The sequence below is a fragment of the Robiginitalea rubriflava genome, from assembly GCF_052540725.1.
Genome location: NZ_CP199309.1, coordinates 354735 through 372292, shown reverse-complemented (window position 1 = coordinate 372292; position 17558 = coordinate 354735). Strand labels below are relative to the sequence as shown.

Here is a 17558-nt window from a genome sequence, read left to right as displayed (position 1 = left end):
AAACCACTTTTAAGATGGCAAAACTGACAAAAAAGCAAAAAGAGGCACGCGCCAAGATCGAAAGAGACCGGCTGTACTCCATTGATGAAGCTTCTGCGCTTATAAAGGAAATCACCAAAGTTAAATTCGATGCATCCGTAGACCTGGCGGTCCGTTTGGGAGTAGATCCCCGGAAAGCCAACCAGATGGTACGTGGCGTGGTAACGCTGCCCCACGGAACCGGTAAGGATGTAAAGGTACTGGCATTGGTAACTCCTGACAAGGAAGCAGAGGCGAAGGAGGCAGGAGCCGATTTCGTAGGTCTTGACGAATATCTCGACAAGATCAAAGGAGGCTGGACAGATGTTGATGTAATCATCACTATGCCCAGCGTCATGGGAAAACTGGGGCCATTAGGTCGTATCCTGGGACCCAGGGGGCTTATGCCGAATCCAAAAACCGGAACGGTTACTATGGATGTGGCAAAAGCGGTTTCCGATGTTAAGGCAGGTAAGATTGATTTTAAGGTAGACAAAACCGGAATTGTACATGCAGCAATAGGAAAGGTATCTTTCTCTGCAGACAAAATAGCCGGGAATGCCAAGGAATTGCTCGAAACCCTGGTGAAACTGAAACCAGCTGCGGCCAAGGGGGTATATATGAAGAGCATATATATGTCCAGCACCATGAGTCCTAGTGTTCAACTGGATCCCAAAGCGGTCTGATTTAAAAAACACGTAACATGACCAGAGAAGAAAAAGCAACCGTAATTAAGGATCTGACCACACAGCTGGCAGATAATCCGACCATTTATCTGGCGGATATCTCAGGGCTGGATGCCGGGACGACCTCAGATTTGCGGAGAGCTTGTTTTAAAGCAAATATTAAGCTGGCGGTAGTAAAGAATACACTGCTTGCCAAGGCTATGGAAGCTTCCGAAAAGGAATTCGGGGAATTGCCCGATGTCCTTAAAGGAAATACTTCGCTGATGTTTTCAGAAACAGGGAATGCCCCTGCAAAACTGATCAAGACTTTCAGGAAAAAGTCCGACAGGCCTTTGCTGAAAGGCGCCTATATTGAAGAGGCAGTCTACATTGGCGACGATAAGCTGGATGCGCTTGTTAGCATCAAATCAAAGGAAGAGGTTATTGGGGATATCATTGGCTTACTGCAGTCTCCAGCCAAGAATGTTATTTCCGGATTGAAGTCCGGAGGAGGCAAACTGGCCGGAATCCTGAAGACCTTGTCCGAAAAATAAATGTGTACGCACTAAACTCAAGTATAAATTAAAACAGTTTTTAAAACGATAGTAAAATGGCAGATTTAAAAGAATTCGCAGAACAGTTAGTAAACCTTACCGTAAAGGAGGTTAACGAATTAGCTGATATCTTAAAAGAGGAGTATGGCATTGAGCCAGCTGCTGCAGCTGTTGCAGTAGCCGGAGGTGCTGCTGCCGGTGGAGACGCTGGTGAGGCTGCTGAGGAAAAGACCGAATTTGATGTAATCCTTACCGCTGCTGGAGCTTCCAAGCTTGCAGTTGTAAAATTGGTTAAGGAACTGACCGGTCTGGGGCTGAAAGATGCAAAAGACATCGTAGACAGCGCTCCTAAAGCGATCAAAGAAGCAGTTTCTAAAGATGAAGCTGAAGGTATCAAAAAATCATTGGAAGAAGCAGGAGCAGAAGTTGAGCTTAAATAACAGCGACAACCATATGGTTTAGGTTTAGGTCTTTCCGCCTTTTGGTGGCTAGACCTAAACCCTTTTATACATTGTATATAAAGGTATATACAACCCGCAGGAGTATTCACGATAAAATATTTGTCCATAGATGTTCACAAAACAGACTGAAAGAATAAGCTTTGCATCCGCTAAGAACATACCGGAATACCCGGATTTCTTGGACATTCAGATTAAATCGTTTCAGGATTTTTTCCAGCTTGAAACCAAATCTGACGAAAGGGGCAATGAAGGTTTGTACAACACCTTCATGGAAAACTTTCCAATCACAGATACCCGGAACCAGTTTGTACTGGAATTCCTGGATTACTTTATAGATCCTCCCAGATATTCCATTCAGGAATGTATTGAAAGAGGTCTTACCTACAGCGTGCCCCTGAAGGCGCGATTGAAATTATACTGTACTGATCCGGAGCACGAAGATTTTGAAACCATAGTGCAGGACGTGTACCTAGGTACCATTCCCTACATGACCCCCAGCGGAACTTTTGTGATCAACGGGGCAGAGCGCGTAGTGGTTTCTCAACTTCACCGTTCTCCCGGGGTATTCTTTGGACAATCTTTTCACGCAAACGGGACCAAGCTGTACTCAGCAAGGGTAATCCCATTCAAAGGCTCCTGGATTGAATTTGCTACCGATATCAACAGCGTGATGTACGCCTATATCGACAGGAAAAAGAAATTACCGGTAACCACCCTGTTCCGGGCCATCGGTTTTGAGCGGGACAAGGACATCCTGGAGATTTTTGACCTTTCCGAGGAAATCAAAGTTTCCAAGGCAGGCCTGAAAAAAGTACTGGGACGTAAACTCGCAGCCAGGGTACTGAATACCTGGCATGAAGATTTCGTGGATGAGGACACCGGCGAGGTGGTTTCCATCGAACGGAATGAAATTGTTCTGGATCGTGATACGGTCCTGGAAAAGGAACACATAGACCAAATCATCGAGACGGATGTAAAGACAATCCTGCTGCACAAAGAAAACAATGCGCAGAGCGATTATGCTATCATCCACAATACCCTGCAAAAAGACCCTACCAACTCCGAAAAAGAGGCAGTAGAGCATATCTATCGCCAGCTGCGTAACGCAGAACCGCCGGATGAGGAAACAGCCCGGGGTATTATAGACAAATTATTCTTTTCGGACCAGCGCTACAATCTGGGCGAGGTGGGCCGTTACAGAATGAACAAAAAACTGGGGCTGGATATCGGCATGGATAAGCAGGTGCTTACCAAAGAAGATATCATCACCATTATAAAATACCTGATTGAGCTGATCAACTCCAAGGCGGAAATCGATGATATCGACCACCTTTCCAACCGTCGCGTACGTACGGTAGGGGAGCAGTTATCTGCGCAGTTTGGGGTAGGTCTGGCCCGTATGGCCCGGACCATCAGGGAGCGGATGAATGTTAGGGATAATGAGGTGTTTACACCTATTGACCTGATCAATGCGAAGACATTGTCATCCGTGATCAATTCCTTCTTTGGGACCAACCAGCTCTCTCAGTTCATGGACCAGACCAACCCACTGGCCGAAATCACCCACAAACGAAGGCTTTCCGCCCTCGGACCGGGAGGTTTGTCCAGGGAAAGGGCCGGTTTTGAGGTTCGTGACGTACACTATACCCATTACGGAAGGCTTTGTCCTATAGAAACGCCTGAAGGACCTAATATTGGTCTGATCTCATCCCTTTCTGTATTTGCCAAGGTGAATCAGATGGGATTCCTGGAAACCCCTTACCGCAAGGTGGCAGATGGCAAGGTAGATACTGCCAATTACACCTTCCTGAGTGCCGAAGAAGAGGAAGGCATGAAGATCGCACAGGCGAACATTCCGCTGAAAAAAGACGGCACCATAGAGTCAGAAAAAGTAATTGCACGTGAGGAAGGTGACTTCCCTGTAGTAGATCCGAAAGAGGTCAACTATACAGATGTTGCCCCCAATCAGATTGCTTCTATTTCTGCTTCTCTCATTCCGTTCCTGGAGCACGATGATGCAAACCGTGCCCTGATGGGCTCCAACATGATGCGGCAGGCAGTACCACTGTTAAAACCCGAATCCCCAATTGTGGGGACCGGTCTGGAACGGCAGGTAGCTACCGATTCAAGGGTCCTGATCAACGCAGAAGGCGACGGGGTGATCGAATATGTGGATTCACAAAAAATCACCATCCGCTACAGCCGTACAGACGAAGAGCGCCTGGTTAGTTTCGAGGAGGATTCCAAGACCTATAATCTTGTGAAATTCCGTAAGACCAACCAGGGAACATCCATCAACCTGAAGCCTATTGTCAGCAAAGGGGATAAGGTGAAAAAAGGTCAGGTTCTCTGCGAAGGCTATGCGACCCAGGGAGGGGAACTCGCCCTTGGACGAAACCTGAAAGTGGCCTTTATGCCATGGAAAGGATATAATTTTGAGGATGCGATCGTAATCTCTGAGAAAGTAGTCAGGGAAGATATCTTCACCTCTATACATATAGATGAATACGCCCTGGAAGTCCGGGATACCAAGCTGGGAGCTGAAGAGCTCACCAATGATATCCCCAACGTTTCAGAGGAGGCTACCAAAGACCTGGATGAGTACGGAATGATCCGTATCGGAGCCGAGGTAAAGCCCGGCGATATCCTGATTGGTAAGATCACTCCTAAAGGAGAGTCTGATCCAACCCCTGAAGAGAAACTGCTTCGAGCCATTTTCGGAGACAAGGCCGGGGATGTTAAAGACGCTTCTATGAAAGCACCACCATCGCTTAACGGGGTGGTAATTGATAAAAAGCTGTTCTCACGGTCTATAAAAGACAAGCGCAAGCGTTCTGAGGACAAGGAAGCTATTTCCAAGCTGGAACTGGAATACGAAGTGAAGTTCCAGGAGCTCAAAGATGTGCTGGTAGAAAAACTCTTCCAGTTGGTCAATGGCAAGACTTCTCAGGGAGTGATGAATGACCTTGGGGAAGAAGTGCTTCCAAAAGGCAAGAAATACACCCTGAAGATGCTTAACGCCGTGGATGACTTTGCTCACCTGGTGGGAGGCAGCTGGACCACAGATAAAAGCACCAATGCAATGGTGGCAGATCTGTTGCACAATTACAAGATCAAGCTCAATGATCTGCAGGGGAACCTGAGAAGGGACAAGTTCACCATCTCCGTGGGAGACGAACTGCCTGCAGGAATTATGAAGCTGGCCAAAGTATATATCGCGAAAAAACGCAAGCTGAAGGTAGGGGATAAAATGGCAGGACGCCACGGGAACAAAGGTATTGTTGCCCGAATCGTACGCCAGGAGGATATGCCCTTCCTGGAAGACGGAACGCCTGTGGATATTGTCCTCAACCCGCTTGGGGTACCTTCCCGGATGAACATTGGTCAGATCTATGAAACCGTACTGGGCTGGGCAGGCCAGGATACCGGCAAGAAATTTGCCACCCCGATTTTCGATGGGGCTACCCTGGACGAAATCAACCAGTATACCGATGATGCCGGCATCCCGCGATTCGGACACACCTATCTTTACGATGGAGGTACCGGAGAGCGATTCCACCAACCTGCAACGGTTGGGGTGATCTACATGCTCAAATTGGGGCATATGGTAGACGACAAGATGCACGCCCGTTCTATTGGACCGTACTCGCTTATTACGCAGCAACCCTTGGGAGGAAAAGCCCAGTTTGGAGGCCAGCGATTCGGGGAAATGGAGGTATGGGCCCTGGAGGCTTACGGTGCATCCGCCACACTGCGTGAAATCCTGACCGTTAAATCTGATGATGTAATTGGAAGGGCCAAGACCTATGAGTCTATCGTTAAGGGCGAAACCATGCCGGAACCTGGTTTACCAGAATCTTTCAACGTACTGATGCACGAACTTAAGGGATTAGGTTTGGATATCAGACTGGAAGAATAAGCTTGTTTTATAACACATTTTAATTTTTAGTACCATCTTATAATGGCTCGACTAAAGGATAATACACCAATAAAAAGGTTCAATAAAATTTCCATAGGCCTGGCTTCCCCGGAAGCCATCCTGGCTGAATCAAGAGGGGAAGTTTTAAAACCGGAAACCATTAATTACCGTACCCATAAGCCCGAAAGGGATGGGCTCTTCTGTGAGCGCATTTTCGGTCCGGTAAAGGATTACGAATGCGCCTGCGGAAAGTATAAGCGCATCCGTTACCGCGGGATCGTTTGTGACCGTTGTGGCGTGGAGGTAACTGAGAAAAAGGTTCGTCGCGACCGCGTGGGCCACATCAACCTGGTAGTGCCGGTTGCACATATCTGGTATTTCAGGTCTCTTCCAAACAAAATAGGCTATCTGTTAGGGCTTCCTTCCAAGAAGCTGGACATGATCATCTATTACGAGCGCTATGTGGTGATTCAACCCGGAATTGCAACTGGCCCTGATGGGGAAGAAATTCAGAAAATGGACTTCCTAACTGAGGAAGAATACCTGAACATCCTGGAGACCATCCCGCCGGAAAACCAATACCTGGAAGACAGCGATCCGAACAAGTTTATCGCCAAAATGGGTGCAGAATGTCTGATTGACCTGCTCTCCCGCATCGATTTAAAGCAACTCTCCTACGAGTTGCGCCACAAGGCGAATACCGAAACTTCCAAACAGCGTAAAACTGAGGCCCTTAAAAGGCTGCAGGTAGTAGAAGCGCTGAGGGAATCCCAGGACAACCGTGAAAATCTGCCAGAGTGGATGATCATGAAGGTTATCCCGGTTATACCACCGGAATTGAGGCCTTTGGTACCGCTTGACGGGGGACGTTTTGCCACATCGGATCTCAACGACCTGTACCGCAGGGTAATTATCCGTAACAACCGACTGAAGCGTTTGATGGAAATCAAGGCCCCAGAGGTGATCCTGAGGAACGAGAAAAGGATGTTGCAGGAAGCGGTTGATTCGCTTTTTGATAACACACGAAAGGCTTCGGCTGTAAAGACAGAGTCTAACAGACCTTTAAAATCTCTCTCAGATTCCCTTAAAGGAAAACAGGGTCGGTTCCGTCAGAACCTGCTTGGAAAACGTGTGGATTATTCTGCCCGTTCTGTTATTGTTGTAGGTCCTGAAATGAAATTGTACGAGTGCGGGTTGCCAAAGGATATGGCGGCAGAGCTGTACAAACCCTTTATCATCCGTAAGCTCATTGAGCGGGGTATTGTAAAGACGGTCAAATCGGCCAAGAAGATTATCGATAAGAAAGAACCGGTGGTTTGGGACATCCTCGAAAATGTCCTCAAGGGCCACCCGGTGTTGCTGAACAGGGCTCCCACCCTGCACAGGCTGGGGATTCAGGCGTTTCAGCCAAGGCTGATCGAAGGAAAAGCGATACGGCTTCACCCCTTGGTTTGTACTGCTTTTAATGCGGATTTTGACGGGGACCAGATGGCAGTACACCTGCCGCTCGGGCCGGAGGCTATCCTGGAAGCACAGCTATTGATGCTGGCGTCCCACAATATCCTCAACCCTGCAAACGGTTCGCCTATTACCGTACCTTCTCAGGATATGGTTCTGGGGCTGTACTACATGACCAAAGAGCGAAAATCCACCAAGGAGGCACCTGTAAAAGGGGAAGGCCTGACCTTCTATAGCCCTGAAGAGGTGGAGATTGCCTACAATGAAGAAAGAGTTGCCCTGAACGCTTCCATTAAGGTTCGCGTAAAGGATTTCAATGAGGAAGGGGAATTAGTGCCTAAAATTCTTGATACCACTGTAGGAAGGGTCTTGTTTAATTCCGTTGTACCGGAAGAGGCAGGCTATATAAATGAAGTACTGAATAAAAAGTCGCTCAGGGATATCATCGGAAGGATCCTGGCAGTAACCAATGTTCCTGCCACCGCGGACTTCCTGGATAAGATCAAGACCATGGGCTATGACTTCGCCTTCCGCGGAGGACTTTCATTCAGCCTCGGGGATATTATCATTCCAAAGGAGAAACACGAAATGATTGCGGATGCCAACGAACAGGTAGACGGGATCATGATGAACTATAACATGGGTCTGATTACCAACAACGAACGCTACAACCAGGTGATCGATGTATGGACCTCTACCAACGCCATGCTCACCGAGCTGGCGATGAAACGAATCCGGGAAGACCAGCAGGGCTTTAACTCTGTATATATGATGCTGGATTCAGGTGCGAGGGGTTCCAAGGAACAGATCCGTCAGTTAACCGGTATGCGCGGATTGATGGCCAAGCCGAAAAAATCCACAGCTGGTGGGGGTGAAATTATTGAAAACCCTATTCTGTCCAACTTTAAGGAAGGACTGTCCATCCTGGAGTACTTTATTTCTACTCACGGGGCGCGTAAGGGTCTTGCGGATACAGCACTTAAAACGGCTGATGCCGGGTATCTGACCCGAAGGCTGGTTGATGTATCCCAGGATGTGATCATCAATACTGAAGACTGTGAAACCCTCAGGGGAATTGAAGTTGAAGCGCTTCGTAAAAATGAAGAAATTGTTGAGACGCTTGGAGAGCGGATCTTAGGGCGGGTTTCCCTGCACGATGTGTACGACCCGATTACTGAAGAACTGCTGGTTAGCGCCGGAGAGCAAATCCTGGAAGCACATATCCAGAAAATCGAATCTTCCCCTATTGATAGGGTAGAAGTACGTTCACCGCTTACCTGTGAGGCTGCCAAGGGAATTTGTGCCAAGTGTTACGGCCGAAACCTGGCAACCAACAAGATGGTACAGAGGGGAGAGGCTGTAGGTGTTGTTGCGGCGCAATCCATCGGAGAGCCCGGAACACAGCTTACCCTGCGTACTTTCCACGTAGGAGGTATTGCAGGAAACATCTCTGAGGAAAGCCGTCTGGAGGCGAAATACGATGGGGTCGCTGAAATTGAAGACCTCAGGACCGTAAAAAGCAAAGACGGTGAAGGAAAAGCCACGGATGTGGTTATTTCCCGAACATCAGAAATCAAAATAGTAGATGCCAAAACCGGTATCACCCTGAGCACGAACAATATCCCTTATGGCTCGCAACTGTTTATTAAAAACGGTGCCAAGGTTAAAAAAGGAGATATCATCTGTCAGTGGGATCCGTATAACGGGGTTATTGTTTCCGAATTCCCGGGGCAGATCGATTACGAGAACATAGACCAAGGAGTTACCTATCAGGTCGAGATAGATGAACAAACCGGATTCCAGGAGAAAGTTATTTCTGAATCCCGTAACAAAAAACTGATCCCAACCCTGTTAATCAAGGATTCCAAGGGAGAAGTATTGCGTTCCTATAACCTGCCTGTTGGCTCCCACCTTATGGTGGATAACGGGGATAAGATCAAAGAAGGTAAAATCCTGGTTAAGATCCCGAGAAAATCTGCTAAGGCAGGGGATATTACCGGAGGTCTGCCAAGGGTAACCGAGTTGTTTGAAGCCCGTAACCCTTCCAACCCGGCAGTTGTTTCCGAGATCGACGGGGTGGTGTCTTTTGGTAAAATCAAAAGGGGTAACCGCGAGATTATTATCGAATCCAAGTTGGGTGAGGTGAAAAAGTACCTGGTAAAACTTTCTAACCAGATCCTGGTTCAGGAGAACGACTACGTCAGGGCCGGAATGCCTTTATCCGACGGGTCTATTACCCCTGAGGATATCCTTGCTATTAAAGGGCCCTCAGCGGTACAGCAGTACCTCGTTAACGAAGTGCAGGAAGTTTACCGTCTGCAGGGTGTAAAGATCAACGACAAGCACTTTGAAGTGGTTGTACGCCAGATGATGCGCAAGGTTCAGATTCAGGATCCGGGCGATACCATTTTCCTTGAAAACCAATTGGTGCATAAAGATGATTTCATCGCGGAAAACGACGAAATTTTCGGAAAGAAAGTGGTTGAGGATGCCGGAGAATCAGAAAACCTGAAGCCCGGTCAGATCCTAACTTCCCGGGAACTCAGGGATGAAAATTCCCTGCTCAGACGTGCAGATAAGGCGCTGGTGACTGCCAGGGATGCGGTCGCTGCCACGGCAACACCTGTACTTCAGGGAATCACAAGAGCTTCGCTGCAAACCAAGTCATTCATTTCTGCGGCTTCCTTCCAGGAAACGACCAAAGTATTGAATGAGGCAGCCGTAAGCGGCAAGGTTGACGACCTGGAAGGCCTGAAAGAGAATGTGATCGTAGGCCACAAGATTCCGGCAGGTACCGGAATGCGGGACTATGAAAACATCATTGTCGGTTCCAAGGAGGAATACGACGAGATCATGGCTCGCAAGGAAGAATTAAAATTCTAACACTAACTCAATTTAAACCCCGGCCTGGCCGGGGTTTTTTATTCAGTCATGGCAGAAAAAGAAAACAAACAGCAAAAGCAGATCAATATTGAGCTGGATGAACAAACGGCTGAAGGCATCTATTCCAACCTCGCCATTATCAATCATTCGGTTTCAGAATTCGTGGTGGATTTTATCAGCATCATGCCCGGAAGGCCAAAGGCTAAAGTGAAAAGTCGTATTGTGCTCACCCCGCAGCACGCCAAAAAATTCCTGAAGGCCCTCAATGAAAACGTACAGCGTTTTGAACAGGCCCACGGTACAATTAAGGATTACGACCAGCCTCAGATTCCGCTTAATTTTGGTCCTACAGGGGAAGCTTAAAAGATTACAAAGCGGTTTAAGGCCAGGGGTGTAGGAAGCTCGTCTGGCTAGCCTCAGAGGTAGCGGAATAAGGAATAAATTAATTCATTAGGGGAACCCACCCCCACCCTGTGGTAATATATCTGCCCACCCTGCAGCTTACAATCAATTTCCCAAGCGTATCGAGAATACAAGAAATGATAGGCTTCTAACCTATCAGTAAAGTACTTTCTTTATTGTGATTAGTAAGCAATAAAAGTCCCTCTTGTTTAAACTTGCAACTGGGCGACACTAAAAGCCATAACTACTCGAATTCAGAGGTAAAATGCAGTCTGACGCTGGGATATTTCTGCTGTGCCATCTGCAGGGAGAAAGCGGAATCTGCCAGGAATACCAACTGTCCTCTTTTGTCAGTTGCCAGGTATTTTTGCTTTACCCGGATAAATTCCTTGTATTCTTCCCCTTCTGGGTCTTCCGGGTCAATCCAGCAGGCCTTGTGTACCGGAAAGGGTTCATAGGTACACTTTGCCCCGTATTCGTGTTCCAGGCGGTATTGTATTACTTCATATTGCAGGGCCCCCACCGTCCCGATCACTTTCCTGCCATTTAGTTCCAGGGTAAAGAGCTGGGCCACCCCTTCATCCATTAACTGATCTATCCCCTTGGCCAGTTGCTTGGATTTCATGGGGTCGGCGTTGTTGATATAGCGGAAATGTTCAGGGGAAAAGGAAGGGATGCCTTTATAATGCAGGTCTTCCCCTTCCGTTAGGGTATCCCCGATTTTAAAGTTTCCGGTATCGTGAAGGCCTACAATATCCCCAGGAAAGGATTCGTCCACAATTTCTTTCTTTTCTGCAAAGAAGGCATTCGGGCTGGAAAATTTCAGGGATTTTCCCAGGCGGACGTGCAAATAGGGTTTATTTCGTTCAAAGGTTCCGGATACGACTTTTACAAATGCCAGGCGATCCCGGTGTTTGGGGTCCATGTTGGCGTGAATCTTAAAAACAAAGCCTGTCATTTTTGGCTCCGAGGCTTCCACAACCCGTTCTTCAGCCTTTTTGGCACGGGGGGCCGGGGCTATTTCCACAAAGCAATCCAGCAATTCCCGCACCCCGAAATTATTAAGGGCAGAACCGAAAAAGACAGGCTGTTGCTGTCCTTTCAGATAGCTTTCGCGCTCAAAGGCCGGATAAACCCCTTCCACGAGTTCCAGGTTTTCCCGGAGCTGCATAGCGGCTTTTTCACCTATAAGCCTTTCCAGTTCAGGATTTTCCAGGTTGTCAAAGGCGATGGTCTCTTCAATATTCTTTTTGCTGTCACCGCTAAAGAGGTTGATATTGCGTTCGTAGATATTATAGATCCCTTTAAAGTCGTATCCCATTCCGATAGGAAAACTCAGAGGGTTTACCTGCAGGCCGAGCTTTTGTTCCACCTCATCCAGCAGGTCAAAGGCATCCTTTCCTTCCCGGTCCAGCTTGTTGATAAAGACGATCATGGGAATATTGCGCATCCGGCAAACTTCCACCAATTTTTCGGTCTGTTCCTCAACCCCTTTTGCCACATCGATCACCACAATCACAGAATCTACTGCTGTAAGCGTTCGGAAGGTATCTTCAGCAAAATCCTTGTGCCCCGGGGTATCCAGGATGTTTATCTTCTTATCCTTATATAAAAAAGCCAGGACAGAGGTAGCAACCGAAATCCCACGCTGGCGTTCAATCTCCATAAAATCGCTGGTAGCCGCCTTTTTGATTTTGTTGTTTTTCACTGCCCCTGCCTCCTGTATGGCTCCCCCGAAAAGCAACAACTTTTCAGTTAGGGTGGTCTTCCCGGCATCCGGGTGAGATATGATCCCAAATGTCCTGCGCCTTGCGATTTCCTTCTTAAAACTCACAGTTGAAATTTTGCGCAAAAATACCAAAAAGGATCGGGCTGGCATTCCGCAGCGGGAAAACTATTTACTCCAAATGTTTCTTTGGGATATTGGAATTTTAAGGAGGGGATATGTTATCGATAAACCGCAAATAAGCTCGATTTATGTTAAAGGTATTTTTTTTCAACCCCTTAAAAGGGCTTTTGACCCGGACTGAATTCAGGGCCATTAAAGCGCTTTATCGATAATCCCCGCAATTGACGGAATTATAACAATTTTAGGCCATACTACAATTTGCGGCTATTATTTTTAAACATATCTTGCACTGTTATAGACGCAGCCCCAAATTGCGCCTTAACCTAACCAGCCAGTGCCATGGTGACCCGTTTATACCAAAACGACCGCTTATGGAACACAGCTACTTTTCCTCTATAATCAAAGTGTTAAGAGCAGGAATTTTACTCCTGACCCTCTTCATTTTTGATGTGCCTCAAATCAGTGCAGCAACTGCTGACACGGGCATATTGGTTTTGCCCTATACCGATACTGATGGGGATGGCGTACCGGATTCTTCGGACATAGACGATGACAACGACGGAATTGTCGATTCCCGGGAAGATGCCAATAAAGACAAAGACAACAAACCACATACAAATCCGACGGATACCGATGGGGATGGAATCCCCGATTACCTGGATATAGATTCGGACAATGATGGTATCCTGGACAATGTGGAAGCACAGACAACATCTGGGTATATCTGTCCATCGGGGATAGATACTGACGGGAACGGCCTGGACGATGCCTATGAGGAAACCCCCGGTAGCTGTGTTGGTTTAATCCCGGTAGATACGGATAAGGACAAGGTAAAAGATTTTTTGGATATCGACTCGGATAACGATGGCATCCTGGATAATGTGGAGGCCCAATCTTCACTGGCCTATGTACCTCCTTCCGGGCAGGATTCAAATAACAACGGCCTGGATGATGCCTATGAAAGGTCCGGCGATGGGGTCTGTAATTTCAACAGCCCGGAAACCAAATACAAGGGCGCAGACAAAGTTTTACTTTGCCATAAGGAAGAAAAATCCGGAAACAACCCCAAAAACGGTTACCATACTATAAGTGTGGCACCGGCTGCTGTACAGGCGCACCTGAACCATGGGGATACCCTGGGGGCCTGTGATAAAAAATGTGGTATCCGAAACGGTCTGGATCCTGTGGATACAGACGGGGACGGAAAAAAAGATTATCGGGATATTGACTCTGACAATGACGGGATTTTGGACAATGTGGAGGCCCAACCCACGGATTCCTATCAGGAACCTTGCGGAATAGACCGGGACAAAAATGGCCTGGACGACCATTACGAAGACACCCCTGGAAGCGGGGAAGGCCTGGATCCTGTTAATTCTGATTCGGACCAAGTTCCTGATTTTCGGGACATCGACTCAGATAATGACGGTATCCCGGATAACGTAGAAGGGCAGACCACAGCCGGGTATATCCCGCCCAGTGGCAATGACTCGGACAATGACGGATTGGACGATGCCTATGAAGGCAGCGGCAATGAAGGCATCACCCCGGTCAACACCGATGGCACAGACGCCCCGGATTACCTGGATGATGACTCAGACAATGACCTGGTACCGGACAACAACGAAGGGAACGACTTTAACTTTGACGGGCAGCCCGATCAGGCCTTTACCGGCACAGACACAGACGGAGACGGTCTGGATGACGGCTACGAAGGCTCGGATGTAAATGACGGCTTTGATGTCAATGACGAAATAGACGACCCGGCCAACGACCTGCCGGATACAGACGGGACCGAAGATGTGAACTACCGCGATGTGGACGATGACGGAGACGGCATCCCCACCGAAGAGGAGGACGCCAACAACAATGACGACCCAACCGATGACGATACAGACGGAGACGGCACGCCCGATTACCTGGATCCGGATAATGACCAGGGCCCGGACACCGATGGAGACGGGGTACCGGATCCGATCGACCTGGATGATGACAACGACGGGATACTGGATACTACCGAAGACCCAAACACGGATGGTGACAACGATCCGCTAACCAACCCACAGGACAGTGACGGGGACGGCTACCCCGACCACCTGGACATCGACTCAGACAATGACGGTATCCCGGATAACGTAGAAGGGCAGACCACAGCCGGGTATATCCCGCCCAGTGGCAATGACTCGGACAATGACGGATTGGACGATGCCTATGAAGGCAGCGGCAATGAAGGCATCACCCCGGTCAACACCGATGGCACAGACGCCCCGGATTACCTGGATGATGACTCAGACAATGACCTGGTACCGGACAACAACGAAGGGAACGACTTTAACTTTGACGGGCAGCCCGATCAGGCCTTTACCGGCACAGACACAGACGGAGACGGTCTGGATGACGGCTACGAAGGCTCGGATGTAAATGACGGCTTTGATGTCAATGACGAAATAGACGACCCGGCCAACGACCTGCCGGATACAGACGGGACCGAAGATGTGAACTACCGCGATGTGGACGATGACGGAGACGGCATCCCCACCGAAGAGGAGGACGCCAACAACAATGACGACCCAACCGATGACGATACAGACGGAGACGGCACGCCCGATTACCTGGATCCGGATAATGACCAGGGCCCGGACACCGATGGAGACGGGGTACCGGATCCGATCGACCTGGATGATGACAACGACGGGATACTGGATACTACCGAAGACCCAAACACAGACGGAGACGATGATCCGCTAACCAACCCACAGGACAGTGACGGGGACGGCTACCCCGACCACCTGGACATCGACTCAGACAATGACGGTATCCCGGATAACGTAGAAGGGCAGACCACAGCCGGGTATATCCCGCCCAGTGGCAATGACTCGGACAATGACGGATTGGACGATGCCTATGAAGGCAGCGGCAATGAAGGCATCACCCCGGTCAACACCGATGGCACAGACGCCCCGGATTACCTGGATGATGACTCAGACAATGACCTGGTACCGGACAACAACGAAGGGAACGACTTTAACTTTGACGGGCAGCCCGATCAGGCCTTTACCGGCACGGACACAGACGGGGACGGCCTGGATGACGGCTACGAAGGCTCGGATGTAAACGACGGCTTTGACGTCAATGACGAAATAGATGACCCGGCCAATGACCTGCCGGATACAGACGGGACCGAAGATGTGAACTACCGCGATGTGGACGATGACGGAGACGGCATCCCCACCGAAGAGGAGGACGCCAACAACAATGACGACCCAACCGATGACGATACAGACGGAGACGGCACGCCCGATTACCTGGATCCAGATAATGACCAGGGCCCGGACACCGATGGAGACGGGGTACCGGATCCGATCGACCTGGATGATGACAACGACGGGATACTGGATACTACCGAAGACCCAAACACAGACGGAGACGATGATCCGCTGACTAACCCACAGGACAGTGACGGGGACGGCTATCCCGACCACCTGGACATCGACTCAGACAATGACGGTATCCCGGATAACGTAGAAGGGCAGACCACAGCCGGGTATATCCCGCCCAGTGGCAATGACTCGGACAATGACGGATTGGACGATGCCTATGAAGGCAGCGGCAATGAAGGCATCACCCCGGTCAACACCGATGGCACAGACGCCCCGGATTACCTGGATGATGACTCAGACAATGACCTGGTACCGGACAACAACGAAGGGAACGACTTTAACTTTGACGGGCAGCCCGATCAGGCCTTTACCGGCACGGACACAGACGGGGACGGCCTGGATGACGGCTACGAAGGCTCGGATGTAAACGACGGCTTTGACGTCAATGACGAAATAGATGACCCGGCCAATGACCTGCCGGATACAGACGGGACCGAAGATGTGAACTACCGCGATGTGGACGATGACGGAGACGGCATCCCCACCGAAGAGGAGGACGCCAACAACAATGACGACCCAACCGATGACGATACAGACGGAGACGGCACGCCCGATTACCTGGATCCGGATGGAGATCCTGAGCCCGGTACGGCCAATCTGGTTGTCCTGAAAGTAGATACCTTTAATGACGAGAACGGCGATGGGTTTGCCCAGGCTGGAGAGACAATCAGCTACAGCTTTACCGTGATCAATAACGGGGAGGTCCCGCTTGGGAATATAACCCTTACCGATCCGTTGGTAACCGTTACAGGAGGCCCGATAACCATACTGGAACCGGGTAGTTCTGATTCCGAAACCTTTACCGCTGTATACACCATTACAGAAGCCGATGTAGCCGCGGGGAGTTTCCAGAATACAGCAACGGTGACAGGAATTAACCCGGATAATGGCCCGGTAAGCAGTCTGTCAGACGATCCTGACAACCCGGCAGATGTAGACAGCGACGGGGATGGCAACCCGGACGACCCTACCGTTACTACATTACCGGGTACGCCAGTGATTGATGCGGTGGACGATGATTTCACCTCCACCCCGGTTGCAGGAGATACGGGAGGGGTAGTTCCGGACAGCAATGTGCTGGACAACGATACACTGAACGGGCAGCCTGTAGATCCTGAGGAGGTAGTGATCACCTCTACCCCCACAGGACCGCTTACAGTCAATGAGGACGGTACAGTTAGTGTGGATCCAGGAACAGCCCCGGGAACTTACACCATCGACTATACAATTTGTGAGGTGGCCAACCCTGAAAATTGCGATACCGCTACCGTTACCGTAGAAGTAATGCTGGGGATGCCTGTAATTGATGCGGTGGATGATGATTATACAGGTACACCTATAGATGGGGCAACGGGAGGTACAATACCCGACAGTAATGTCCTGGACAACGACACCCTCGATGGGCTGCCTGTAGATCCGGAAGAGGTCACCATCAGCTCATCTCCAACAGGGCCCCTGACGGTAAACGCAGACGGGACGGTAAGTGTTGCCCCAGGTACGCAGCCCGGCCTTTATACCATCGAATATACTATTTGTGAAGTGGCCAACCCGGAAAATTGTGATACGGCTACAGTTACGGTTCTTGTTGTGGAAATAGCAACGGAATTCACGGTAGAGGTAAACCAGTTGGTGACTCCTAACAACGACGGACGAAACGACTTCCTCTTTATCCGAAATGTAGACAAGGTGCCGGACAATACCATCAAGATTTTTAATCGCTGGGGTGTTGCAGTGTTTGAGGCAGCCAACTACAACAATCAGAACAATGTGTTCGACGGCCGCTCCAAAGGCAGGTCAACGATAAGTGGGGAAGACTACCTGCCGGCGGGAATATATTTCTATATCTTTGAATATGTCCTGGAGCAGGAAAGGATAACAGATAGCGGCTATCTGTATATCAGTAATTAAT

At 49.2% G+C, this 17558-nt stretch carries 8 protein-coding genes; 7 read left to right on the top strand and 1 reads right to left on the bottom strand.

Features of this window, described 5'->3' with window-relative positions; all coding sequences use genetic code 11:
- The first annotated feature begins 14 nt into the window (after window positions 1-14).
- The 6 genes from rplA to ACT6NU_RS01590 all read left to right on the top strand — a co-directional run bounded on the left by rplA (window position 15) and on the right by ACT6NU_RS01590 (window position 10321).
- Window positions 15-704 carry a 50S ribosomal protein L1 gene (gene rplA, locus ACT6NU_RS01615; protein WP_445382718.1) on the top strand — a complete coding sequence of 230 codons (690 nt, stop codon included), beginning with the start codon at window positions 15-17 and terminating at the stop codon, window positions 702-704.
- Window positions 705-721: 17 nt separating this feature from the next.
- The gene (rplJ, locus tag ACT6NU_RS01610) at window positions 722-1237 is read left to right on the top strand and encodes a 50S ribosomal protein L10 (RefSeq protein ID WP_445382717.1); all 516 of its coding nucleotides are present in this window, start codon (window positions 722-724) and stop codon (window positions 1235-1237) included.
- Between the two features lie 56 nt (window positions 1238-1293).
- Window positions 1294-1677 (top strand): 50S ribosomal protein L7/L12, encoded by a 384-nt coding sequence (gene rplL / locus ACT6NU_RS01605; protein WP_445382716.1) that lies wholly within the window; start codon window positions 1294-1296, stop codon window positions 1675-1677.
- Window positions 1678-1807: 130 nt separating this feature from the next.
- A complete protein-coding gene (gene rpoB / locus ACT6NU_RS01600) occupies window positions 1808-5617 on the top strand; it encodes a DNA-directed RNA polymerase subunit beta (RefSeq protein ID WP_445382715.1) in 3810 nt (1269 codons plus the stop codon).
- Between the two features lie 42 nt (window positions 5618-5659).
- Window positions 5660-9958, top strand: a complete 4299-nt coding sequence (rpoC, locus tag ACT6NU_RS01595) for a DNA-directed RNA polymerase subunit beta' (protein WP_445382714.1) — start codon at window positions 5660-5662, stop codon at window positions 9956-9958.
- 48 nt (window positions 9959-10006) lie between these two features.
- Window positions 10007-10321 (top strand): DUF3467 domain-containing protein, encoded by a 315-nt coding sequence (locus tag ACT6NU_RS01590; RefSeq protein ID WP_445382713.1) that lies wholly within the window; start codon window positions 10007-10009, stop codon window positions 10319-10321.
- A gap of 283 nt (window positions 10322-10604) precedes the next feature.
- On the opposite strand, the gene ACT6NU_RS01585 is transcribed toward ACT6NU_RS01590, so the two are convergent.
- Window positions 10605-12239, bottom strand: coding sequence for a peptide chain release factor 3 (locus ACT6NU_RS01585; protein WP_445382712.1), 1635 nt, complete (start codon window positions 12237-12239; stop codon window positions 10605-10607).
- A 341-nt stretch (window positions 12240-12580) separates the two neighbouring features.
- Here ACT6NU_RS01585 and ACT6NU_RS01580 point away from each other — a divergent pair, with 341 nt between their 5' ends.
- A complete protein-coding gene (locus ACT6NU_RS01580) occupies window positions 12581-17557 on the top strand; it encodes a T9SS type B sorting domain-containing protein (RefSeq protein WP_445382711.1) in 4977 nt (1658 codons plus the stop codon).
- Window position 17558: the final 1 nt, after the last annotated feature.